The 20,200-nt window shown below is 73.4% G+C and carries 21 protein-coding genes; 12 read left to right on the top strand and 9 right to left on the bottom strand.

All coding sequences use genetic code 11. From position 1 onward, the window contains the following. Positions 1-73: 73 nt before the first annotated feature. Positions 74-754, bottom strand: a complete 681-nt coding sequence (locus tag ACGFI1_RS43630; RefSeq protein WP_386876503.1) for a winged helix-turn-helix domain-containing protein — start codon at positions 752-754, stop codon at positions 74-76. After that, on the bottom strand, positions 751-1,956 hold the full coding sequence (locus ACGFI1_RS43625; RefSeq protein ID WP_138638459.1) for a sensor histidine kinase: 1,206 nt from the start codon (positions 1,954-1,956) through the stop codon (positions 751-753). Before ACGFI1_RS43625 ends, ACGFI1_RS43630 begins: the two co-directional genes overlap by 4 nt. A gap of 166 nt (positions 1,957-2,122) precedes the next feature. Here ACGFI1_RS43625 and phoU point away from each other — a divergent pair, with 166 nt between their 5' ends. The 6 genes from phoU (at position 2,123) to ACGFI1_RS43595 (ending at position 8,184) form a co-directional block, all read left to right on the top strand. Further along, the gene (gene phoU, locus ACGFI1_RS43620) at positions 2,123-2,785 is read left to right on the top strand and encodes a phosphate signaling complex protein PhoU (RefSeq protein ID WP_301176158.1); all 663 of its coding nucleotides are present in this window, start codon (positions 2,123-2,125) and stop codon (positions 2,783-2,785) included. A 108-nt stretch (positions 2,786-2,893) separates the two neighbouring features. Then, complete coding sequence (locus ACGFI1_RS43615; RefSeq protein WP_392793518.1) at positions 2,894-4,939, top strand: protein kinase domain-containing protein; 2,046 nt, start codon at positions 2,894-2,896, stop codon at positions 4,937-4,939. After that, positions 4,926-6,272, top strand: coding sequence for a serine/threonine-protein kinase (locus ACGFI1_RS43610; RefSeq protein ID WP_392793517.1), 1,347 nt, complete (start codon positions 4,926-4,928; stop codon positions 6,270-6,272). Before ACGFI1_RS43615 ends, ACGFI1_RS43610 begins: the two co-directional genes overlap by 14 nt. Beyond that, positions 6,272-7,048, top strand: a complete 777-nt coding sequence (locus tag ACGFI1_RS43605) for a hypothetical protein (protein WP_392793516.1) — start codon at positions 6,272-6,274, stop codon at positions 7,046-7,048. Before ACGFI1_RS43610 ends, ACGFI1_RS43605 begins: the two co-directional genes overlap by 1 nt. A gap of 164 nt (positions 7,049-7,212) precedes the next feature. Beyond that, a complete protein-coding gene (locus ACGFI1_RS43600; protein ID WP_392793515.1) occupies positions 7,213-7,596 on the top strand; it encodes a hypothetical protein in 384 nt (127 codons plus the stop codon). A gap of 135 nt (positions 7,597-7,731) precedes the next feature. Continuing rightward, entirely contained in the window at positions 7,732-8,184 is a 453-nt protein-coding gene (locus ACGFI1_RS43595) for a hypothetical protein (protein WP_392793514.1), read from the top strand. A gap of 27 nt (positions 8,185-8,211) precedes the next feature. Here the strand turns inward: ACGFI1_RS43595 and ACGFI1_RS43590 are convergent, their stop codons facing one another. Genes ACGFI1_RS43590 through mshA form a run of 3 tightly spaced genes read right to left on the bottom strand, consistent with a single transcriptional unit; the run spans position 8,212 to position 10,881 of the window. Next, positions 8,212-9,045, bottom strand: coding sequence for a phosphoglyceromutase (locus ACGFI1_RS43590; RefSeq protein ID WP_171069176.1), 834 nt, complete (start codon positions 9,043-9,045; stop codon positions 8,212-8,214). 28 nt (positions 9,046-9,073) lie between these two features. Further along, entirely contained in the window at positions 9,074-9,565 is a 492-nt protein-coding gene (locus ACGFI1_RS43585) for a type III secretion system chaperone family protein (RefSeq protein WP_386876492.1), read from the bottom strand. Next, positions 9,562-10,881 carry a D-inositol-3-phosphate glycosyltransferase gene (gene mshA, locus ACGFI1_RS43580; RefSeq protein ID WP_386876490.1) on the bottom strand — a complete coding sequence of 440 codons (1,320 nt, stop codon included), beginning with the start codon at positions 10,879-10,881 and terminating at the stop codon, positions 9,562-9,564. The genes ACGFI1_RS43585 and mshA overlap by 4 nt, the downstream gene beginning before the upstream one ends. A gap of 149 nt (positions 10,882-11,030) precedes the next feature. On the opposite strand from mshA, the gene ACGFI1_RS43575 reads away from it, so the two are divergent. Beyond that, positions 11,031-11,789, top strand: coding sequence for an SDR family NAD(P)-dependent oxidoreductase (locus ACGFI1_RS43575; RefSeq protein ID WP_301177748.1), 759 nt, complete (start codon positions 11,031-11,033; stop codon positions 11,787-11,789). Between the two features lie 7 nt (positions 11,790-11,796). Here the strand turns inward: ACGFI1_RS43575 and ACGFI1_RS43570 are convergent, their stop codons facing one another. Beyond that, positions 11,797-12,861, bottom strand: coding sequence for a class I SAM-dependent methyltransferase (locus ACGFI1_RS43570; protein ID WP_392793513.1), 1,065 nt, complete (start codon positions 12,859-12,861; stop codon positions 11,797-11,799). Positions 12,862-13,007: 146 nt separating this feature from the next. Between ACGFI1_RS43570 and ACGFI1_RS43565 the strand changes: the two genes are divergently transcribed. From ACGFI1_RS43565 to ACGFI1_RS43555, 3 genes are all read left to right on the top strand, one after another. After that, positions 13,008-14,609, top strand: a complete 1,602-nt coding sequence (locus ACGFI1_RS43565; RefSeq protein ID WP_392793511.1) for an AMP-binding protein — start codon at positions 13,008-13,010, stop codon at positions 14,607-14,609. Between the two features lie 110 nt (positions 14,610-14,719). Continuing rightward, positions 14,720-15,508 (top strand): TIGR03084 family metal-binding protein, encoded by a 789-nt coding sequence (locus ACGFI1_RS43560; RefSeq protein WP_138638172.1) that lies wholly within the window; start codon positions 14,720-14,722, stop codon positions 15,506-15,508. 63 nt (positions 15,509-15,571) lie between these two features. Continuing rightward, a complete protein-coding gene (locus tag ACGFI1_RS43555; protein WP_387077908.1) occupies positions 15,572-16,036 on the top strand; it encodes a universal stress protein in 465 nt (154 codons plus the stop codon). 17 nt (positions 16,037-16,053) lie between these two features. Here the strand turns inward: ACGFI1_RS43555 and ACGFI1_RS43550 are convergent, their stop codons facing one another. After that, on the bottom strand, positions 16,054-16,566 hold the full coding sequence (locus tag ACGFI1_RS43550; RefSeq protein WP_392793510.1) for an O-acetyl-ADP-ribose deacetylase: 513 nt from the start codon (positions 16,564-16,566) through the stop codon (positions 16,054-16,056). A gap of 248 nt (positions 16,567-16,814) precedes the next feature. Here ACGFI1_RS43550 and ACGFI1_RS43545 point away from each other — a divergent pair, with 248 nt between their 5' ends. Then, on the top strand, positions 16,815-17,663 hold the full coding sequence (locus ACGFI1_RS43545) for an NAD-dependent epimerase/dehydratase family protein (RefSeq protein WP_392793509.1): 849 nt from the start codon (positions 16,815-16,817) through the stop codon (positions 17,661-17,663). A 33-nt stretch (positions 17,664-17,696) separates the two neighbouring features. Here ACGFI1_RS43545 and ACGFI1_RS43540 read toward each other — a convergent pair whose 3' ends face one another. Then, the gene (locus ACGFI1_RS43540; RefSeq protein ID WP_392793507.1) at positions 17,697-18,458 is read right to left on the bottom strand and encodes a dioxygenase family protein; all 762 of its coding nucleotides are present in this window, start codon (positions 18,456-18,458) and stop codon (positions 17,697-17,699) included. A 92-nt stretch (positions 18,459-18,550) separates the two neighbouring features. Between ACGFI1_RS43540 and ACGFI1_RS43535 the strand changes: the two genes are divergently transcribed. Beyond that, positions 18,551-19,039, top strand: coding sequence for a MarR family winged helix-turn-helix transcriptional regulator (locus ACGFI1_RS43535; protein WP_138638177.1), 489 nt, complete (start codon positions 18,551-18,553; stop codon positions 19,037-19,039). 29 nt (positions 19,040-19,068) lie between these two features. Here ACGFI1_RS43535 and ACGFI1_RS43530 read toward each other — a convergent pair whose 3' ends face one another. Further along, positions 19,069-20,154 carry a winged helix DNA-binding domain-containing protein gene (locus ACGFI1_RS43530; protein WP_392793506.1) on the bottom strand — a complete coding sequence of 362 codons (1,086 nt, stop codon included), beginning with the start codon at positions 20,152-20,154 and terminating at the stop codon, positions 19,069-19,071. Between the last annotated feature and the right edge of the window lie 46 nt (positions 20,155-20,200).

The raw sequence follows: 20,200 nt of genomic DNA, 5'->3' as shown, positions 1-20,200 counted from the left end.
TACGCGAGAACGCGAGAACGGCCCGCTCCCAGCCGGGAGCGGGCCGTTCCTCATGCCGGTGGGGCACTCACGATCAGGGCTCGAACTTGTAGCCCAGGCCGCGCACGGTCACGATGTAGCGCGGCGTGGACGGCGCCTCCTCGATCTTGGCGCGGAGGCGCTTGATGTGGACGTCCAGCGTCTTGGTGTCGCCCACGTAGTCGGCGCCCCAGACGCGGTCGATCAGCTGCATCCGGGTGAGGACGCGGCCGGCGTTGCGGAGCAGCACCTCCAGCAGCTCGAACTCCTTCAGCGGCAGCTGCACGGGCTCGCCGCCGACGCTGACGACGTGCCGTTCGACGTCCATCCGGACCGGCCCGGCCTCCAGCGTCGCGGGCGCCGGCTCGTCCACCTCGCCCTGGCGGCGCAGCACGGCCCGCATCCGGGCGATCAGCTCCCGGGTGGAGAACGGCTTGGTGACGTAGTCGTCGGCGCCGAGCTCCAGCCCGACGACCTTGTCGACCTCGCTGTCCTTCGCGGTCAGCATGATCACCGGGACGCTGGACTTGGCGCGCAGCTCCCGGCACACCTCGGTGCCCGGCAGGCCGGGCAGCATCAGGTCGAGCAGCACGAGGTCGGCACCGTTGCGCTCGAAGATGTCCAGCGCGTCGGGGCCGGTGGCGGCGACCGCCACCTCGAAGCCCTCCTTGCGCAGGTTGTACGACAGTGCGTCGCTGAACGACTCCTCGTCTTCCACGACGAGCACGCGGGTCACGGTGATGCCTCCCGGGCGGTGTTCTCTGGGGCTTGCGTTGCGGTCCCTGAGGCGGGACGAAGGGGGGCGTCGAGCAGCGGGAGCCGGATCGTGAACGTCGACCCGTGGCCCTCCTTGCTCCACACCGTCACGTCGCCGCCGTGCTTGCCGGTGACGTGCTTGACGATGGCGAGGCCGAGCCCGGTGCCGCCGGTGCGCCGCGAGCGGGCCGGGTCGACCCGGTAGAACCGCTCGAAGATCCGGCCGATCTCGGCGTCCGGGATGCCGATGCCCTGGTCGGTCACGTTGATCTCGACCTGCCGGTCGTCGCAGCGCCGGGCCGACACCACCACCCGGGTGCGCTCGGGGCTGTAGGCCACGGCGTTGTCGACGAGGTTGCGCAGCGCGGTGACGAGCAGCTCCTGGTCGGCGCGGACCTGGAGGTCGGCCTCGCCGCCGGACGCCAGCTCTATGTCCTTCTCACCGGCCCGGAACTGGCAGCGCTCCAGCGCCTCCGCGACGACCTCGTCCAGGTCGACGGGCTTGAGGTCGGGGAGCGGCTCGTCCCCCTGGACCCGCGACAGCGTCATCAGGTCCTGGACGAGGTTGGTCAGCCGCACCGACTCGTACTGCATCCGCCCGGCGAACCGCCGGACGGCCTCGGGGTCGTCGGCGGCGTTCTCGACGGTCTCGGCGAGCAGCGACAGGGCGCCCACCGGCGTCTTCAGCTCGTGGCTGACGTTCGCCACGAAGTCGCGCCGAATCGCCTCGGTGCGGTGCATGTCGGTGAGGTCCTCGGCGAGCACGAGGACGAGCCCGTGCGAGCCGAGCGGCGCGACCCGGACCGCGAACCAGCGCCCGTCCGCCCGGCTCCGCGCACTCGTCGGCCCGACCTGGATCTCGGTCTCCCGGATCTCCCCGTCCCGGCGGACGAGCCGGGCCATGGCGAGGACCTCGTCCACCACCAGCCGGTCGCCGCTGACGAGGCCGTAGGCGCGCGCGGCGGAACTGGCGCGCAGCACCCGGTCCTCCCCGTCCACGACCACGGCCGACGACCGCAGGACGCTCAGCACCGACGCCACGCCCGGGGGCAGTGTTCCCACCGGGGCGGTCTGGGGCACCGTCCGCTGGGCTCGCTCGCTCACGCGCACCGCCAATCCAGTCGTGAGCCCGATGGCGAGCCCGGCGAGCCCGGCGAGGCTCGCGACAATCTCGACCTCCACACCACGGATCGTAAGCGGCGAAACGAGCTACCCTTCCCCGAGATGCAGGTCAGGTACGTCTCGTTCCCTTAAAGTTCACCTTCTCCTCCGGGGTCGTTCATGACGGCCGGGCAGGCTGTTGCGTGGGCGAGTCCGCCCTCCCCCGGTTCACAGCGAAGGACTTCAATTGCGCGACGCCTACCACGAGGAGCTCGACTCCCTCACCGACAGCCTGGTGGAGATGACCCGCCTCGTCCGGTCCGCGATGGCCCGCGCGGTGACCGCCCTGCTGGACGCCGACCTGCGGCTCTCGGAGGAGGTCATCAGCGGTGACGAGCACGTCAACAAGATCGACGCCGACATCGAGGCGACCGTCTTCGACCTGATGGCGCGCCAGCAGCCGGTCGCCGGCGACCTGCGCACGCTGATCACGGCGCTGCGGATGAGCGGCGACCTGGAGCGCATGGGCGACCTCGCCGTGCACATCGCCAAGACCGCCCGCCGGCGGCACCCCGAGACGGCCGTCCCGCCGGAGCTGCAGGCGACCGTCCTAGAGATGGGGCAGATCGCCGAGCGCATGATCGCCAAGACGGGCAGCGTCATCGCGTCCCAGGACGTCGAGATGGGCCTCGAACTCGACGCCGACGACGACCAGATGGACCGCCTCCACCGGCGGCTGTTCGACATCCTGCTGTCCCCCAAGTGGAAGCACGGCGTCGAGCCGGCCGTCGACATCACCCTGGCCGGGCGCTACTTCGAGCGCTTCGCCGACCACGCCGTCCACGTGGCGGAGAACGTCGTCTACCTGGTGACCGGGCAGCGCCCCGAGGAGATCACCGAGGTTCAGTAGGCCCGGCACCCGCGTGGACGCGGCGCCCCCGGAAGGTGACACGCCTTCACTCGGCGGACCGCGCTAGCCTGCTGCCCACCCGAGACGGCGTTCACGGAGGGCATAGCGGTGGAGCCCCTTCAGCCGGGCGATCCGGACAGGATCGGCCCCTACCGGGTGGTGGCCCGGCTCGGCGCCGGCGGCATGGGCAGGGTGTACCTCGCCCGGTCCCGCAGCGGACGGCCGGTGGCGGTGAAGGTCGTCCACAGCCGGTACGCCGGGCAGGCCAGGTACCGTGCCCGGTTCCGCCGCGAGGTGGACGCCGCCCGCCGGGTCGTCGGCGCCTTCACCGCGCCCGTCCTGGACGCGGGCGCGGACGCGCCGACGCCGTGGCTCGCCACCGCCTACCTGCCGGGGCCGTCGCTGCGGGAGGCGGTCGCGGAGTTCGGGCCGCTGCCCGCGGACGCCGCACGAGCGCTGGCCGCCGGGCTCGCCGAGGCGCTCGCGGCGATCCACCGCGGCGGACTCGTGCACCGCGATCTGAAACCGGCGAACGTGCTGCTGACCGCGGGCGGCCCCCGGGTGATCGACTTCGGCATCGCGCGGCCGGACGACGCCGCCCCCCTCACCCGCGCCGGCCACCCGATCGGCTCGCCCGGGTTCATGTCCCCCGAGCAGGTGCGGGGGCGGGAGATCGGCCCGGCCTCCGACGTCTTCACCCTCGGTGCGACGCTGGCCTACGCGGCTTCCGGGGTCGAGCCGTTCGGGACCGGCCCGGTGCACGCCCGCCACCTGCGGGTGATGAACGTCCAGGCGGACCTCGGTGCGATCACGGAACCGTGGCTGCGGGACCTGGTGACGGCGTGCCTGCGGGCCGAGGCGTCCACGCGCCCGTCGGCCGCCGAGGTGCTGGACCGGCTCGGGGCGCTCGGCGGCCCGCCCCTGCTGGGCGTCGGCTGGCTGCCCGCACCGGTCGCCGCGGAGGTGGAGCGCCGCACGGCCGAGGTCGTCCCGGAGGCGCCGCCGCCTGCGGGACCGCGGCGTCCGGGACGCCGGACGGTGCTCGCCGGGATCGGCGCGGGCGTGCTGGCCGCCGCGGGGACGGGCGTGCTCCTGCGCGACGGGACGGCCGGCGGGCCCGCGTCCGGCGGCTCCCGGGGACCCTCGAAGCCGCCGCCCGAAGGCGTCCCGCTGTGGAAACGGCCGCTCGGCCACGAGAACGCGGGCTTGGAGACCGCCGGAGGCGTGGTCCTGGTGAGCGCCGAGGAGAGCGTACGGGCACTGGACCCGGGCAGCGGTGAGCGGCTGTGGAAGCGCGACGACGCGTCCGCCACCGTCTCCGGCGACGACGTGTACCTGGCGGAGAACGAGGGCAGGCGGCTGCGCGCCGTCCGGGCGTCCTCCGGCGGCACGCGATGGACGTACGACTTCGCGTTCGGCGAGGGCCCGAGCCGTCTGGCGGCATCCGACCGGGTGGTCTGCTTCGCCGTCTCGCGGGCCGGCCGGGACGGGCGGGCGGGCGCCGGCGCGCTGAACCGTGCGGACGGGCGGCGGCTCTGGACGAGCCGGCTCGGCGACGACCCGGACGCGATCGCCGCCCGCGGAGACCTCGTGGTCGCCGCGTCGTCCGACCGGCTGGCCGCGCTGGAGGCCGGCACCGGACGGGCCCGGTGGACGCGGCCGATGGACCACGGCGACTACCTGATCATCGGCCGGGAGCTGGTCTTCGCCTGCGACCGCGTCGGAACCCTGCACGCGCTACGGGCCGCCGACGGAGGCGTCCTGTGGCGGCGCCAGAACGTGGCCGCCCGGTCGGGACGGCTCGGCGACGGCCTCCTCTACATGGAGGGGGCGGACGCCGAGATCCTCGCCCTGGAGGCGTCCACCGGGCGGACGGCCTGGTCACGCCGCCTCGCGCGGGTGGAGAACGACCCCAGGAGCCAGGCGACCGCGCTGCGGCTGTCGGGCGCGATCTTGTACGCAGCGTGCACCGACGGCACACTGTACGCGTTGAACGCGGCAGACGGCCGCGTCCGCTGGACGTATGCGGCGGAGACGATCCGGGTCAGCGTCCCCGTGAGCGCCGCCGGACGGGTGTTCGCCGTAACGGAGGACGGGCATGTCCGAGCGCTCGCTCCGCCCGAGACCCCCGGAGGATCGCGTGGAGGCTCTTGAGCCCGGCGACCCGCGCACGGTCGAGGCGCCGCAGGGCGGCTACCGGCTGCTCGCGCGGCTCGGCTCCGGCGGCATGGGGACGGTCTACCTGGGGCGTTCCGCCGCCGGGCGGGTCGTGGCCGTCAAGCTCGTGCACCCCGAGTTCGGTGCCGACCCGCGGTTCCGGGAGCGGTTCCGGCGCGAGGCGGAGCTGTCGGCGACGGTCGGCGGCGGGTTCACCGCCCCCGTCGTCGACGCCGATCCGGACGCCCCGCGCCCGTGGCTGGCGACCGAGTACCTGCCGTCGGTGCCGCTGCGGGAAGCCGTCCGGAACTGGGGCCCGCTGCCGCCGGACGTCGTCCGGTACCTGGCGGCGGGCGTCGCGGAGGCGTTGCTCGAACTGCACCGGGCCGGGATCGTCCACCGAGACCTGACGCCCGCGAACGTCCTGCTGACCGCGGACGGCCCGCGCGTGATCGACTTCGGGATCGCCCGCGCGCTGGACGCCGCCACGATCACGCACTCCGAGACCACCCTCGGTTCGCCGGGGTTCATGTCCCCCGAGCAGGCCGCCGGCGACCGGATCGGCCCGGCGAGCGACGTCTTCACGCTCGGGGCGACGCTGCTGTACGCGTCCACCGGCAAGGAGCCGTTCGGTACCGGCCCGTGGCACGAGCGGCTCGCCCGGCTGCGCTCCGAACGGCCGCGGTTCGACCGGATCCCGGATGAGTCGCTGCGTGCGATCATCGCCGGCTGCATGGAGCGCGACCCGTCGCTGCGGCCCACCGCCGGGGAGCTGGCCGAGCGGCTCGCGGAATCCGCCCCCGAGGCCGCCTGGCCGTCCCCGATCGCGACCGAGATCGACCGGCGGCGGCGCGAGGCCGCGCACCCTCCCGCCCCGCGCCGCGACCGGACCCCGGTCGTCGTCGCCGCCGTCGCCGTGATCGTGCTCCTGGCCGCGGGAGTCTCCGCCGCCCTCTGGTACCAGGGCCGAGACCCCGGGACGGACGCCGCGGGCGCGCCCGCCCAGGCGACCCCGGCGGCGCCGGCGTCCCGGTCGGCGCCGGCCGCGTCGCCCACGCCGGTCGGCGTGATCCGCTTCTCCCTCTCCGGGGACGGCGAGGTCGAGTCGCTGACGTACACGGTGAACGGCGAGTCCAAGACCGTGGAGAACGTCGAACTGCCGTGGGAGATCACGGTGCCGATACCGTCCTCGGTGCCCAGGACGGCGTACGAGCTCGACTTGCGGAGCGGCGGCGGCGAGGTCCGCTACAACGTCGACGTGGACGGGCGGCTCCTCACCCGCGGGGTCAACGTCGGCGGGGGCACGGGCCACGCGGAGGGCATCTACTGATGGACGGGACCAGACCTCGGCCAAAGGTCGACATCCTGCCCGCCGGGGGCGGCGACCTCGCCCACGGCCTGCCGCCCGCCGCCCCGGGGACGCTGTTCGCCCGGGGGCCGAGCGGCGGGATGCGCGTGGCGCCGGAAGCCCGGTTCTCCCTCATCTTCGGGCGGGGCGAGCCGGACGTGCACGTCTGTGTGGGAGGCCACGACCCGTACGTCAGCCGCCGAGCCGGATACATCCGCCATGACGGCTCGCACTGGGTGCTGCACAACATCGGCAGGCTGGCGATCCGGTTCCCCGACCGCCTCGTCCTCGGCGGACATCACGCCGCGCTCCCCCCGTCCTACACTCCCCTGATCATCGTCGCCCCGAACCAGGAGCACCTGCTCGAAGTGAGCATCGCCCCCCGAACCCGCTGGGAGGCCGAAGACCGGCACGAGGTCGGCACCTCCGACCCGGACGGCTGGCCGCTCACACCCGTCGAACACCTCGTCCTGGTCTGCCTGAGCCGCCGCTACCTCGCCCAAGAGCCCGACCCGCAGCCCCTCACCTGGGTCCAGGTCGCCGACGAACTGGGCCGCCTGCGTCCGGACGAACGATGGACCGCCAAGCGCGCCGCCCACATCGTCGCCGAGGTGCGCAAGCGCCTCACCCCGCACGTCCCGGGCCTGCGGGAGAGCGAGCTTTCGCCGCCGCTGGGCAACCAGCTCAACCACAACCTGATCACCGAACTGCTCGTCAGCGCCACGATCGTCCAGTCCGACCTGGCGTTCCTGGAGTGAGCCGCTCCGGGACCGGTCCCGGAGCCGTTCGGCCATACTTCCACCGACCACGTCGAGGAAGGATGCCGATGCCGACGGTAACGGGAACACGGGCGGCGCTGGCAGGGGCGGGGCCGAGGGACGCAAAGCGGTCATCCCGATCGAGCACGAGTAGGCAGACGACCATGCAGACCAAGACCATGCAGACCAAGACCATGCAGATCAGTAGGGCGCTGCCCTTCGCCGCGGCCCTCGGGCTCGTGCTCGCCGGCTGCGGGCAGGCGTCCCTCCCCGAAGCCGCGGACGGGACCGACCTCAAAGCCTGCGCCGACGCCGACTGCACCGTCCGCGTCGGCAACGGGGCCGAGATTCCTCTTGACGACGAGTTCGGCATGACCCCGGTCCAGATCACCATCAGCGGGGACGAGATCACCTGCAAGTCCACGGACGGCGGCGGCTCGTCCTTCTCCGTCTCCGCGAGCGCCAAGGTCCGCAGCCGGCTGCAGAACATCTCCATCGAAGCCCTCGGAATCAAGGGAGACGAAGCCGTCGTGAAGATCACGCCTTAGCCGGGGGCCGCCGAGGAGGCGGCCCCCGGCGGTTCCTTCCCGCGGCCGCGCCGGAGCTTTCGCCGCGCCTGTCCTGCGGCGCCCGGGTTTGAGATCATTCACTCGAGGATGTGATCCGACCCCGGGGAGGACGGCATGTCGTCATGGCGGGAGGCCGCGGCCGTCGTGATCGGCATCCTGGCGTTCGTGATCTGGGTGTCCGTCCTGCGGACCGACATGATCTGCAAGCTCTGGGCACCGGTCGTGCGGTCCGCCGGGGGCGGCGTCCTGCGGGCAGCCGTGAGGTCGGCCATCCTGTACATCGTCGGCATGATCGCGTTCGGGCTGGTCCTGCTCGCGGTGCACGCCGCGCTGGACGGGCTGTTCGCGCGGGCGGCGGCGCTCGTGCTGAGCCTGCTGTACGCGCCGGTGGCGTTCATGCCGATGCCCGATCGGAGCGGTTCGCCCTACGGGGACGTCCGGCGCACCCTCGTGCGCGCGGGGGCGTCGGAGCGGCAGGCGCGGGCCTGCGCGTGGGCGACCGGACCGCTGGCGTTCGCCGGGCTCGCGGCCGTCGGCGCGGGGATCGCCTCCGCGTTCGCGGGGTGAGGGGCCGCCGCGGCGGCCCCTCGGGCGTCACTTCTTGCGGCCGCGGCGGGGCTTGTCCTTCTTCGCGTCCTTGGCGTCCTTCGCGGGCGGCGTCGGCGGCTTGGGGCCGTCCGACTTCGCGGCGCCCTGGTTCTTGACGGCCTCGATCGCGGCCTTCGCGGCGGCCGGGTCGAGGTACTCGCCGCCGCGCTTGAGCGGGCTGAAGTCGTCGTCGAGCTCGTAGACGAGCGGGATGCCGGTCGGGATGTTCAGGCCGACGATCTGCTCGTCGGAGATGTCGTCCAGGTGCTTGACCATGGCGCGCAGCGAGTTGCCGTGCGCCGCGACCATCACGGTCTTGCCGGCGGCCAGGTCGGGGACGATCGAGTCGTACCAGTAGGGCAGCAGCCGGTCGACGACGTCGGCGAGGCACTCCGTGCGCGGGATCAGCTCGGACGGCAGCTCGGCGTAGCGGAGGTCGTTGACCTGGGACAGCGGGTCGTCGTCCTTGATGGGCGGCGGCGGGGTGTCGTAGGAGCGGCGCCAGGTCATGAACTGCTCTTCGCCGAACTCCTCGCGCGTCTGCGCCTTGTTCTTGCCCTGGAGGGCGCCGTAGTGGCGCTCGTTCAGCCGCCAGGAGCGCTTCACCGGGATCCAGAGGAGGTCCGCGACGTCCAGGGCGATGTTGGCGGTGCGGATGGCCCGCTTCAGCAGGGAGGTGTGCACCACGTCGGGGGTGATGTCGGCGTCGAGCAGCAGGTCGCCGCCGCGGGTCGCCTCGCTCTCGCCCTTCGCGGACAGGTCGACGTCCACCCAGCCGGTGAACAGCCCTTCCGCGTTCCAAACGCTTTCGCCATGCCGGAGCAATACCAGGGTCGCCATGCCGCAGAGCCTATCGGCCCGCCGGAGGTCACTCGCGGTTGGCCGGGTCCGCGAAGGAGGCGAACGCCCGCAGGTTGGCGAGGCTCTCGCCGCGCTTGACCCGCCAGTCCCACTCGCGCTGGATGGACGTCTTGAACCCGCGCTCCAGCGCCTTGTCGAAGTTCTCGTCGGAGTAGGTGAGGACGCAGCCGAGCACGCGGTCGATCTCGTCCGGGGAGATCGAGTCGAGGGGCAGCTTCCCGACGAGGTGCACGTCGCCGACGTCGTCCAGGGCGAACGCGACCCCGTACATGCGGCCGTTCTTCTCCAGCAGGAACCGGTAGAACTCGGCGTGGTTCTCGTCCGGGCGGCGGCAGAAGAACGCCTCGACGTGCAGGGAGTGGTCGCCGACGATCAGCCACGTCATGGTGGCGAGCTTGTGCTGCCCGGGGAGCTTGACGAAGAACGCGTTCTCGCGCGGCTCGTCGAACTCCAGCTCCGCCGCCTTGAGCGTTTCCCTGATGGTCTCGACGTGGTTCATGCGGTGACCTCTGCAGGGGCGACGTTCACGGCCGGGATCGACATGGCACCGGTATACACGTCGAGGAGGCGGTCGACCGTGGCGTCCCAGCCGAAGCCGTCCGCGTGTCGGACGGCGCCGCGGGCGAGGCGCGCGTGCAGGCCGGGTTCGGCCTGCAGCCGGCGCAGGACGGCGGCGTAGTCGGCGGGGTCGTGCCCGGAGATCAGCACGCCGGACTCGCCGTCCGCTACGGCGGTGCACAGGCCGCCGACGCGGGACGCGACGACGGGCGTCCCGCACGCCTGCGACTCGACGGCGACGAGCCCGAACGACTCGCTGTGGGACGGGACGACGGTGACGTCCGCGGCCCGGTACCAGTCGGCCAGCTCGCGCTGCGGGCTGGGCGGCTCGAAGCGCATGACGTCGGTGATGCCCAGCTGGGCGGCGAGGGACTGGAGCCCCTCGGGGCGGCAGCGGCCGGAACCGGACGGGCCGCCGACGACGGCGACGACGAGCTTGGCGCGCAGCGCCGGGTCGTCGTCGAGCATGCGGGCCACGGCGCGCAGCAGGACGTCCGGCGCCTTGAGCGGCTGGATCCGGCCGACGAACAAAAGCACGTACGCGTCGCGGGGCAGCCCGAGCCGGCGGCGGGCCGGGCCGGTGCGGTGCGGGAGGAGGCCGGTGCTGCGGGCGAGGATCGGCGACTCGGGCCGGAACATCGACAGGTCGACGCCGGGGCTGACGGTCGCGACCCGCGCGGGGTCGGCGCCGTAGAGGTCCACGAGTTCGCGGGCCTCCTTGGCGGTGTTGGCGACGAGCTGGTCGGAGGACGCCGCGACCTGCTCCTCACCGAGGACGCGCTCGGCGGGCTCGGGCTTGTCGTCGTCGGCGAGCGCCGCGTTCTTGACCTTCGCCATCGTGTGCATCGAGTGGACGAGCGGCACGCCCCACCGCTGCTTGACCGCCCACCCGGCCTGGCCGGACAGCCAGTAGTGCGTGTGCAGGAGGTCGTAGTGGCCGGGGTCGTGGGCCGCCTCGACCCGCAGCACCCCGGACGTGAATCCGCACAGGTGCCGGGGGAGCTCGGTCTTGTCCAGCTCCTCGAACGGCCCGGCGACGACGTTGCGGACGAGCACGCCCGGAGCGAGCTCGACCACCGGGGGCAGGGCCCGCGACGTCGCGCGGGTGAAGATGTCGACTTCCACGCCCCTCGCGGCCAGCCTCTTGGCCACCTCGACGATGTAGACGTTCATACCGCCCGCGTCGCCGGTACCAGGTTGGTCAAGGGGGGAAGTATGAACACTGACCGTCGCAACCCGGTTGATACGACGCGACACTGAACATCACCTCCGGTAGTGCAACCTATCGACCGGGTCGGGTGTTCCCTCGGGAAGGGGGACATTCGTGACTTCTCGCCACAGTGACCGGTCTCACCGGCTCCCCCTCCCCCGGCGGCGCCGCGCACCGCGTCTGGGACCCTGGTCGCATGCGTAAGACCGCGATAGTGACCGGAGCAAGCAGCGGGATCGGGGCCGCCACCGCGCGGCGCCTGGCGGCCGAGGGGTTCAACGTGGTGCTCGCCGCGCGGCGCCGCGACCGCCTCGACGCCCTCGCCAAGGAGATCGCCGAGACCGTGCCGGGCGCCGCGAAGATCGCCCCGGTCACCCTGGACGTGACGTCCCAGGAGTCGGTGGACGCGCTGGCGGCGGCGGTCGGCACCTGCCACGTGCTGGTCAACAACGCGGGCGGTGCCGTCGGCCTGGAGAGCGTCGCGTCCGCCGACCTCGCCGACTGGCAGACGATGTACGACACCAACGTGCTGGGCCTGGTCCGGGTGACCAAGGCGATCCTGCCGAAGCTGATCGAGAGCGGCGCCGGGCACGTGGTGAACATCACCTCGCTGGCCGCGCACGTCCCGTACGAGGGCGGCGGCGGGTACAACGCGGCGAAGCACGCCGCCTACGCGGTCAACGACGTGCTCCGGCTGGAGCTGGTCGCCGAGCCGGTGCGCGTCACCGAGATCGCGCCGGGGCTGGTGAAGACGGAGGAGTTCTCCCTGGTCCGGTTCCGCGGGGACGCCGAGCGGGCCGCCAAGCCGTACGAGGGCGTCCCGGAGCCGCTCGTCGCCGAGGACGTCGCCGACTGCGTGGCCTGGGCCGTCACCCGTCCGGCGCACGTCAACATCGACCGCATCGACGTGCAGCCCCGCGTGCAGGCCGCCCCCTACAAGCTGCACCGCGAGTAGCGCGGGGTCAGCCTCGCGGGGCGACCGCCGTCCAGGGGAGGGTGACCTCGCCGAGGCGCCACCGGTGCCGCCCGCCGTACGGCAGATGCGTGAAGACGGGATGGTTCCGCGCCAGCAGCGACACCGCCTCGACCCAGCGCGCGCGGGGGCCGAACGCCGAATGCGGCGCGGCCGTCGCCCAGCAGCGGTCGAAGTCCGCCAGCAGCGCGTGGACGGGCTCGCCCGGCACGTTCCGGTGGATCAGCGTCTTCGGCAGCCGCTCGGCCAGCACGGACGGACGCTCCAGCGAGCCCAGATGCGCGGCGAAGGTGATGGTCTGGGGCCCGTCCTCGGTGAGGGTGACCCAGACCGCACGACGCCCGATCTCGTCGCACGTCCCCTCTACGAGGACCCCTGAGGGCGCCAGGCGCGCGCGCAGATCGTCCCATGCGCGCCAGGCGGCCGACTCGTCGTACTGGCGCAGCACGTTGAACGCCCTGACCAGCACGGGCGGCCGCGGCACCGGCAGTTCGAACCCGCCGCGCCTAAACGACAGCCCTTCAAAGGCCGCACCGGCTCCTTTGGCGCCGACGACTCCTTTGAGGGCACCGGCACCGTTCAGCCTCAAGCCCTCTTTGGAAGCAGCGGCTCCTTTGAAGCCCACGGCTCCTTTCGGGGCCCTGGCACGCGCGGGGTCATCTGCACCTTTGCGGTCATCTGCTCCTTTGCGGTCATCTGCTCCTTTGCCGTCTCCGACTCCTTTGCGGGGTTCGGCGGTTTTCGGCGGGGGCGGGTCCGGGGGTTCGGGGGGTTCGCGGAGGGCGGCGAGGAGGGTGCGGCCGGCGGCGACGCGGTCCGGCTCTATCTCGATGCCGACGACCTCCAGGCGCGGTGCGACGGCGCGCAGCCGCGCGTAGATCTCGAACGTGGTGACCGGCGAGGCGCCGTAGCCGAGGTCGACGGCCAGCGGTCGCGGGTCCGCGCGCAGCGGGCCCGCCTGGGTGGCGGCGATCCAGCGGTCGACGCGGCGGAGCCGGTTGGGGGCGGTGGTGCCGCGAGTCGCCTCTCCTCGCGGCCGGCTTGCTGGGGGCACCCGGTAATTGTTCCTTCTCGCGGCCTATGCCCCGTACGTCCGAGGGTGCCGGGAATCGTCCGCCCGCCCACTCCCGCCACCACCGAACGAGGTTCGGTAAGTTATCGGTTACGGTGCTGCCGACGCCGTCCCCCCGAGGAGTGCCGATGCTCGACCTGGCGACCCTGCACGAGGCCATCGCCGCCGCGATCCCCGACCGCGAGTGCCTGGTGTGGCGCGACCGCCGGACGACCTGGCGGGAGACGGCCGACCGGACCCGGCGGCTGGCGAACGTCCTGCACGCGCACGGCCTCGGCCTGCGCGGCACGGCGGCCGAGCCCTGGGAGTCGCCGCACGACCATCTCGCGCTCTACCTGCACAACGGCCCCGAGTACCTGGAGGGCCTGGTCGGCGCGCACAAGGCCCGCGTCGCCCCGTTCAACGTCAACTACCGGTACGTGGACGACGAACTGGCGCACCTGTTCGGCGACGCCCGCCCGGCCGCCGTGCTCTTCCACGCGCGGTTCGCGGACGCCATCGGCCGGGTCGTCGAGCGGCTGGCCGAGCGCCCGCTGCTCCTCCAGGTCGCGGACGAGTCCGGCGCCCCGCTACTGCCCGGCGCGCTCGACTACGAGGACGCCCTCGCCAAGGCGTCCGCCGACCCGCCGCCGGTGCGGTCCGAGGCCGGTGACCTGCACGTCCTCTACACCGGCGGCACGACCGGCATGCCGAAGGGCGTGCTGTGGCGGATCGGCGACCTGATGATCGGCCCGCTCGGCCTGCGGCGCCGCGACGGCGTCCCCGTCACCGATCTGGACGACGCCGTCGCGCGGGCCGTCCGCAGCGACGTGCGGGTGCTGGTCGGCCCGCCGCTGATGCACGGGGCCGGCACGTGGTCGGCGCTCGGCGCCTGGTGCGGCGGCGGGTGCGTGGTGTTCCCCGACCGGGTGGACGGCCTGGACGCGGCCGACCTGATGGCGACCGCCGAGCGCGAGCGCGTCACCCGGATGCCGCTGGTCGGGGACGCGTTCGCCCGTCCGATCACGGCGGCGCTGGAGGCCCGGCCGCATGACCTGGGCGCGCTCCGCACGTTCGTGAACTCGGCCGCCGCGATCAGCCCCGGCGTGAAGGCGCGGATGCTGGAGCTTCTGCCGCACACCCGGATCGTGGACGTCCTCGGCTCGTCGGAGTCGGGGTTCCAGGTGACCCGGAACGGCTCGGCGGCGAGGACGTTCGCAGCGGCGCCCGGGACGGCGGTGCTGTCCGCCGACCGGTCGCGGCGCCTCGCGCCCGGCGAGGACGAGCTGGGCTGGCTGGCCAAGGGCGGCGACGCGATCCCGCGCGGCTACCTCGGCGACCCGGCGAAGACCGCCTCCACGTTCCTGACGCTGGACGGCGAGCGCCTCGTGGTGGCGGGCGACCGGGCGCGGCTGCTCGCGGACGGCACCGTCGAGGTCCACGGCCGGGAGGCGACCACGATCAACACCGGCGGGGAGAAGGTGTTCGCGGAGGAGGTCGAGTCCGTGCTGCGCGGGCTGCCGGGCGTCGCGGACGCGCTGGTCGTCGGCCGGCCGAGCGAGCGCTGGGGCACCGAGATCGTCGCGGTGGTGAGCCCCGCCGGCGGCCCGTCCGACGACGAGCTGCGCGCGGGCTGCGCCGCCCACCTGGCCCGCTACAAGATCCCGAAGGCGTTCGTCCGGACGGACGCGGGCCTCCGGCTGCCCAACGGCAAGGCCGACTACGCCGCCGCCCGCGCCCTCCTCGGCTGACGGCGACCGACGGCGGCCGGCGGCGACTGACGGGCCCGGCTAAAGAACCGCGTTCGGTTTTGTAGTCCGCCCCCTGTACCGGGGGCGGCCGGCTGGACGATGCTGGCGGAATGCCGGATCTGCACTCTCTGCTCGCCGACCTCGCCGCCGAGGGCGACTCCGTCGACGCCCTCGTCGCGCCGCTGCCCGCCGCCCGCTGGGCGGATCCGACCCCGGCCGAGGGCTGGACGATCGCGCACCAGATCGCCCACCTCGCCTGGACCGACGACCAGGCCGTGGTCGCGGCCACCGACGCCGACGCGTTCGGCAAGCTCGTCGAGGAGGCGCTCGCCGACCCCGACGGCTACGTGGAGACGGGCGCGCGGGAGGGCGCGAAGGAGGACCCGGCGGCGCTCCTCGCCCGCTGGCGCGAGGGCCGCCGCCGCATGGTGGCCGCCCTCGCCGCCGTCCCGCCCGGCACGCGGCTGCCCTGGTTCGGCCCGCCGATGGGCGCCGCGACACTCGCGACCGCGCGGCTGATGGAGACGTGGGCGCACGGCGAGGACGTCGCCGACGCGCTCGGCGTCCGGCGCGAGCCGACGCACCGGCTCCGGCACGTCGCGCACATCGGCGTCCGGACCCGCGACTTCGCGTACCGCAACCGCGGCCTGGAGCCGCCGGCCGAGGAGTTCCGCGTCGTCCTGGCGGGCCCCGGCGGCGAGGAGTGGACGTGGGGGCCGGCGGACGCGCGCCAGTCCGTGACCGGTCCCGCGCTCGACTTCTGCCACGCCGTCGCGCAGCGCCGGCACCGCGCCGACCTCGCGCTCACCGCCACCGGCCCGGACGCCGACCGCTGGCTCGACATCGCGCAGGCGTTCGCCGGCCCGCCCGGCACCGGCCGCGCGCCCCAGGCCGGCTGAGAGATCGGCCACTGTGCGGGCCGTTCGGGTTCCCCCGCCTCTGATCTTGGAAATGTCTTTCATATGACAGTTCTCATTGCATTCGACGGTTCTGACGACTCGCGCACCGCCATCGAGTTCGCCGCGCGCCATCTGAAGGCCGAGCCGACCGTGGTGATGACGGTGTGGGAGCCGCTGCTGACTCAGATCACCTGGGCGCCGATCGCCGCCGTGGCCCCCATCCCCGCCGGGCCGCAGGACGGCGACACCTGGGAGGAGGAGAAGCAGGCCGAACAGCTCGCCCAGGCGGGCGCCGACCTCGCCCTCTCCGCCGGATTGACCCAGGTGACGACGCGGGCGGAGCGCGGCGGCGGACCCGTGTGGGCCGCCATCGTGGACGTCGCGGACGAGCTGAACGCCTCGTTGATCGTCACGGGTTCGCGCGGTCTCGCGGGCGCCCGTTCCGTCATCTTGGGCAGCGTGTCGACCCGCGTGCTGCACCACGCGCACCGGCCCGTCCTCGTGGTGCCGCCCCCCAAGGAGGACTGACGGCGGGCCGGAAGCGGCTAGAGGGATTCCAGCGCGCGCTCGAAGGCGGCGTAGACGTCGCCGCTGAAGAGGACGAAACGGGCGTCGGCGACCTGGGCGGGGGTGGAGCGGACGGTGCCGACGGCGATCCGGGCGGCATCGTCCAGCGGCCAGCCGAAGATGCCCGCCGACACCGCCGGGAAGGCGACCGAGACGGCGCCCAGCTCGTCGGCGACGCGGAGGGACTCGCGGTAGCAGGAGGCCAGCAGGCCGGAGCGGTCGTCGGACGCCGAGTACACCGGGCCGACCGTGTGGATCACCCAGCGGGCGGGCAGCCGCCCGGCCGTGGTCGCGACCGCCCGGCCGGTCGGCAGCCCGCCGCCGTACCGCGAAGCGCGCAGGTCACGGCATGCGTCGAGGATCTCGGGCCCGCCCCGGCGGTGGATCGCGCCGTCCACGCCGCCGCCCCCGAGCAGCGACGAGTTGGCCGCGTTCACGATCGCGTCGGCGTCCTGCTCGGTGATGTCGCCCTGGACGAGAGTGATCTCCATGCGCGTTCCTCCGCCGTCGCCGGTTCCGTTTCGCACACGTGAATTCTCGCCCGCGCCGGATGCGAAACGCGTTCGGGCGGTTCCCGGCGGTACGCTCATGGGCGGACGGGACCCCGGGGGCGGTGCGGCTCGTCCGACGTCGTCCGACCGGACGCAGGGGGGCTACCATGCCGAACGCCGGGCGAGTGCACTGGACGATCTTACAAAAGACGATCTCACGAAGGCGTGACAGTCGCGGAGGTACCCCCTTGAAGATTCTCCTCGCCGGAGCGACCGGAGTCGTCGGCCGCCGGCTGATCCCGCTGCTCGTCCAGGCGGGCCACGAGGTCGCAGGGACGACGCGCCGGTCCGACCGCGCCGGGCTGCTGCGCGATCTCGGCGCCGCGCCCGTCGTCGTGGACATGCTCGACGGCCCGGCGGTCCGCGACGCCGTCGCGGCCGAGCGCCCGGACGCCGTGATCCACCAGCTCACCGACCTCAGCGCGGAGGACTTCGACGCCAACTCCCGGCTGCGCATCGCCGGCACCCGCCACCTGGTGGACGCGGCGAAGGCCGCGGGCGTCGAGACGATGGTCGCGCAGAGCATCGCCTGGCTGTACGTCCCGGGCGACACGGCGGCCGTCGAGTCCGACCCGCTCGACTCCTCGCTGCCGCCGTACGCGGGCGTCGCGGCGCTGGAGGACGCGGTCGGCGAGATGCCGCGCGGCGTGGTGCTGCGGTACGGCGCGCTCTACGGCCCGGGAACCTGGTACGCCCCCGACGGCGCGATCGCCGAGCGGGCCCGCGCGGGCACGCTGCGGCTGGCGCCGTCGTGGACGTCCTTCGTGCACGCCGACGACGCGGCGTCGGCGGCGCTCGCCGCGCTCGACTGGCCGGCCGGCGCCGTCAACATCGTGGACGACGAGCCCGCCACCACGGCGGACTGGCTGCCCGTCTACAGCGCGGCGATCGGCGCCCCGCACCCGGGCAGCGCCGGCAAGCACGCCGCGACGACCGGCCGCCCGGTGTCCAACGCCAAGGCGCTGGACCTCGGCTGGAAGCCGCAGGTGACCTCGTGGCGCACCGGTTTCGCCCAGATGGAGACGGCGGCCGACTGACCCCGTCCGGCTAATCGGGCGGAACGTGACAATTCACCCGAACTGGAACGAGCGCTTCGCCAGCCCGAGCCAGTAGCCGTCGATCACGGACCGGCGCTCCGACGCCTGGTCCGCGTCCGCTCCCAGCGCCATGAACAGCGGCGCGAAATGCTCGGTCCGCGGGTGGGCGATGCGCGCCGCGGGCGCCTTCGCGCGGAAGTCCAGCAGGGCGTCGACGTCGCCGCCCCGCACCGCTCGGTCCGTCCACTCGTCGAACTCCGCCGACCAGGCGGGCGGCGCGGCGTCCGGGTCCGGGCGCAGCTCCCGCAGGTTGTGCGTGGTGAACCCGCTCCCGATGATCAGCACGCCCCGGTCGCGCAGCGGCGCGAGGCTCCGCCCCACCTCGAAGAGCCGCTCCGGCTCCAGCGTCGGCATCGACATCTGCAGCACCGGGACGTCGGCGTCCGGGTACATCTCCACGAGCGGCACGTACGCGCCGTGGTCCAGGCCCCGCTCCTCGTCCTGGTGGACACCGGGGATCAGCTTGCGCACGTCGGCGGCCAACTCGGGGGCGCCGGGCGCGTCATAGCGGACGCGGTAGTAGTGCTCGGGGAATCCCCAGAAGTCGTACACCAGCGGCACCGGCCGGGTGGCGCCGACGCTCAGCGGCGCGGCCTCCCAGTGCGCGGACACCATGAGGATCGCCGCGGGCTTCGGCAGGTCTGCCGACCAGCGGGCGAGCTGGTCGGTCCATTTGGCGTCGTCCGCCAGCGGCGGAGCACCGTGGCTCAGGTAGAGCACCGGCATCCGGGTCATGTCGTCCCCCTTTTACTTGAGACTTCAACCATATGCGGAAGATGCTTGAACTTTCAAGGCTTGAGGGTTCAACTTTTGGGTAGACTGTCCGCATGACCGAGGCGCAGTGGCTGGACGACGAGGAGCAGGAGACCTGGCGGGCCTTCCTGTGGACGTCGCGGCTGCTCAACGCCGCCCTCGACCGGCAGCTGCAGCGCGACTCCGGGATGCCGCACGCCTACTACATGATCCTGGCGATGCTGTCGGAGGCACCCGACCGCGCGCTGACGATGACCGCGCTCGCCGACCTCGTCCACTCGTCCCCGAGCCGCCTCTCCCACGCCGTGAACCGGCTGGAGGAGGCCGGGTGGGTGAGCCGCTGCAAGCACGACGGCGACCGCCGCACCACGATCGCGCGGCTGACCGACGAGGGCTACGCGGTGCTGGTCAAGGCGGCGCCCGGCCATGTCGCCGAGGTCAGGCGCCACCTGTTCGACCCGCTGGACCGCGAGCAGATGCTCGCCTTCCGCGAGACCCTGCACGCGCTCCTGTCGTCCCTCGACCCCGACCACGAGGCCCCGTGCGCGCGCGGCGAAGGCTGACCGGCGCGGTCTAGAGGAACCGGCGCGCGCTAGACGAACTCGACCGCGTACGACTTGGCGTCGGGGTGCCCGGCGGCCAGCAGCCGCAGGCCCTCCTCCTCCAGCGCGGCGCGCTCCCGCTTCGGGACCGGGGCGAACGGGTCGACGCGCAGCACCGCCTCCCCGCGCTTCTTCTCGATCTTCCACATGCCGTGGACGAAGCCGTCCACGAGGAACGTCGCGCGGATGATGCCGTTGACGGTGAAGACGCGCTTGCGGTGCTCCTCGCTGATGATCCGGGCGCGGTCGGCGTGGGAGAGCAGCAGGTTGTCGAAGTCCGGGACGAACCGGACCGGCGCGGGCGCGTCACCGCCGGGACGCGGCGCGTCCGGCACGTCGTAGAGCGCGCGGCCGTTCTCGTCCCGGAACTCCAGCAGCTCCGGCCGCAGCCGCTCGACGACCTCGCCGAGCCGCGTCAGGCCGGACCACTGCTGGACGTCCTGGACGCTCGCCGGCCCGAACGCGGCCAGATAGCGCAGCACGACGTCGTCCAGCGTCGTCTCGGCGGGCGGATGCCCGTCCAGCCAGGTGTCGAGCGTCGTGTGCCGGGCGACCCCCGAGGCGCCCCAGATGCCGCGCGGCGGAACCTGGACCAGCGGCAGCCGGCACCGGACGGCCCAGCCGAGCAGCGCGGGGTCGTCGTCCGGCCACCGCTCGGCCAGCAGTTCGCGCAGCTCCTTGTCGGTGCGCGGCTCGTCCTCCAGCAGCGCGCGGGCGTGCGCGGTGACCGCGTCGAGGTCGATGCCGGCCAGGTCGGCGGCCCGGGTCCGCAGGTAGTTGTCCAGGAGCGGCTGGGTGAGCGGCCGGAGCGCGCGGGCGTCGCGGGCGCTGACCAGGTGGAGCGTTCCGCGCATCAGCACCATCCGGAGCACCCGCCGCTCGGTCATCAGCGGGCCCACCGCGTCGAACGCGAAGCCGGCGAGACGGCTCCACAGCCCGATGTGCGGCGGGCTGGGCGCCTGCGCCTGCATGCCGACGAGGTGCTCGATGGCGTCCAGAACGGGCATGTCACGCCGTTCCAGCAGCATCTGCCGCGCGAGCAGCGCCCGGTTCAGGTCCCGCTTGTCAGCCTTCACGACGACCCCGCTGCTCCTCGTCCGTGAGGCGTGAGACCTCCAGGGC

Source organism: Actinomadura geliboluensis (genome assembly GCF_043197915.1).
In the GTDB taxonomy this organism is placed as follows: domain Bacteria; phylum Actinomycetota; class Actinomycetes; order Streptosporangiales; family Streptosporangiaceae; genus Spirillospora; species Spirillospora geliboluensis.
This window is presented reverse-complemented; position numbering and strand designations above follow the sequence as displayed.

What these genes read in the sequence shown, in the direction of transcription:
- ACGFI1_RS43605 (WP_392793516.1), top strand. Translation starts at nt 6,272, where the DNA reads ATGGACGGGACCAGACCTCGGCCAAAGGTCGACATCCTGCCCGCCGGG.
- ACGFI1_RS43600 (WP_392793515.1), top strand. Translation starts at nt 7,213, where the DNA reads ATGCAGACCAAGACCATGCAGACCAAGACCATGCAGATCAGTAGGGCG.
- ACGFI1_RS43595 (WP_392793514.1), top strand. Translation starts at nt 7,732, where the DNA reads ATGTCGTCATGGCGGGAGGCCGCGGCCGTCGTGATCGGCATCCTGGCG.
- ACGFI1_RS43590 (WP_171069176.1), bottom strand. Translation starts at nt 9,045, where the DNA reads ATGGCGACCCTGGTATTGCTCCGGCATGGCGAAAGCGTTTGGAACGCG.
- ACGFI1_RS43585 (WP_386876492.1), bottom strand. Translation starts at nt 9,565, where the DNA reads ATGAACCACGTCGAGACCATCAGGGAAACGCTCAAGGCGGCGGAGCTG.
- ACGFI1_RS43575 (WP_301177748.1), top strand. Translation starts at nt 11,031, where the DNA reads ATGCGTAAGACCGCGATAGTGACCGGAGCAAGCAGCGGGATCGGGGCC.
- ACGFI1_RS43565 (WP_392793511.1), top strand. Translation starts at nt 13,008, where the DNA reads ATGCTCGACCTGGCGACCCTGCACGAGGCCATCGCCGCCGCGATCCCC.
- ACGFI1_RS43560 (WP_138638172.1), top strand. Translation starts at nt 14,720, where the DNA reads ATGCCGGATCTGCACTCTCTGCTCGCCGACCTCGCCGCCGAGGGCGAC.
- ACGFI1_RS43555 (WP_387077908.1), top strand. Translation starts at nt 15,572, where the DNA reads ATGACAGTTCTCATTGCATTCGACGGTTCTGACGACTCGCGCACCGCC.
- ACGFI1_RS43550 (WP_392793510.1), bottom strand. Translation starts at nt 16,566, where the DNA reads ATGGAGATCACTCTCGTCCAGGGCGACATCACCGAGCAGGACGCCGAC.
- ACGFI1_RS43540 (WP_392793507.1), bottom strand. Translation starts at nt 18,458, where the DNA reads ATGACCCGGATGCCGGTGCTCTACCTGAGCCACGGTGCTCCGCCGCTG.
- ACGFI1_RS43535 (WP_138638177.1), top strand. Translation starts at nt 18,551, where the DNA reads ATGACCGAGGCGCAGTGGCTGGACGACGAGGAGCAGGAGACCTGGCGG.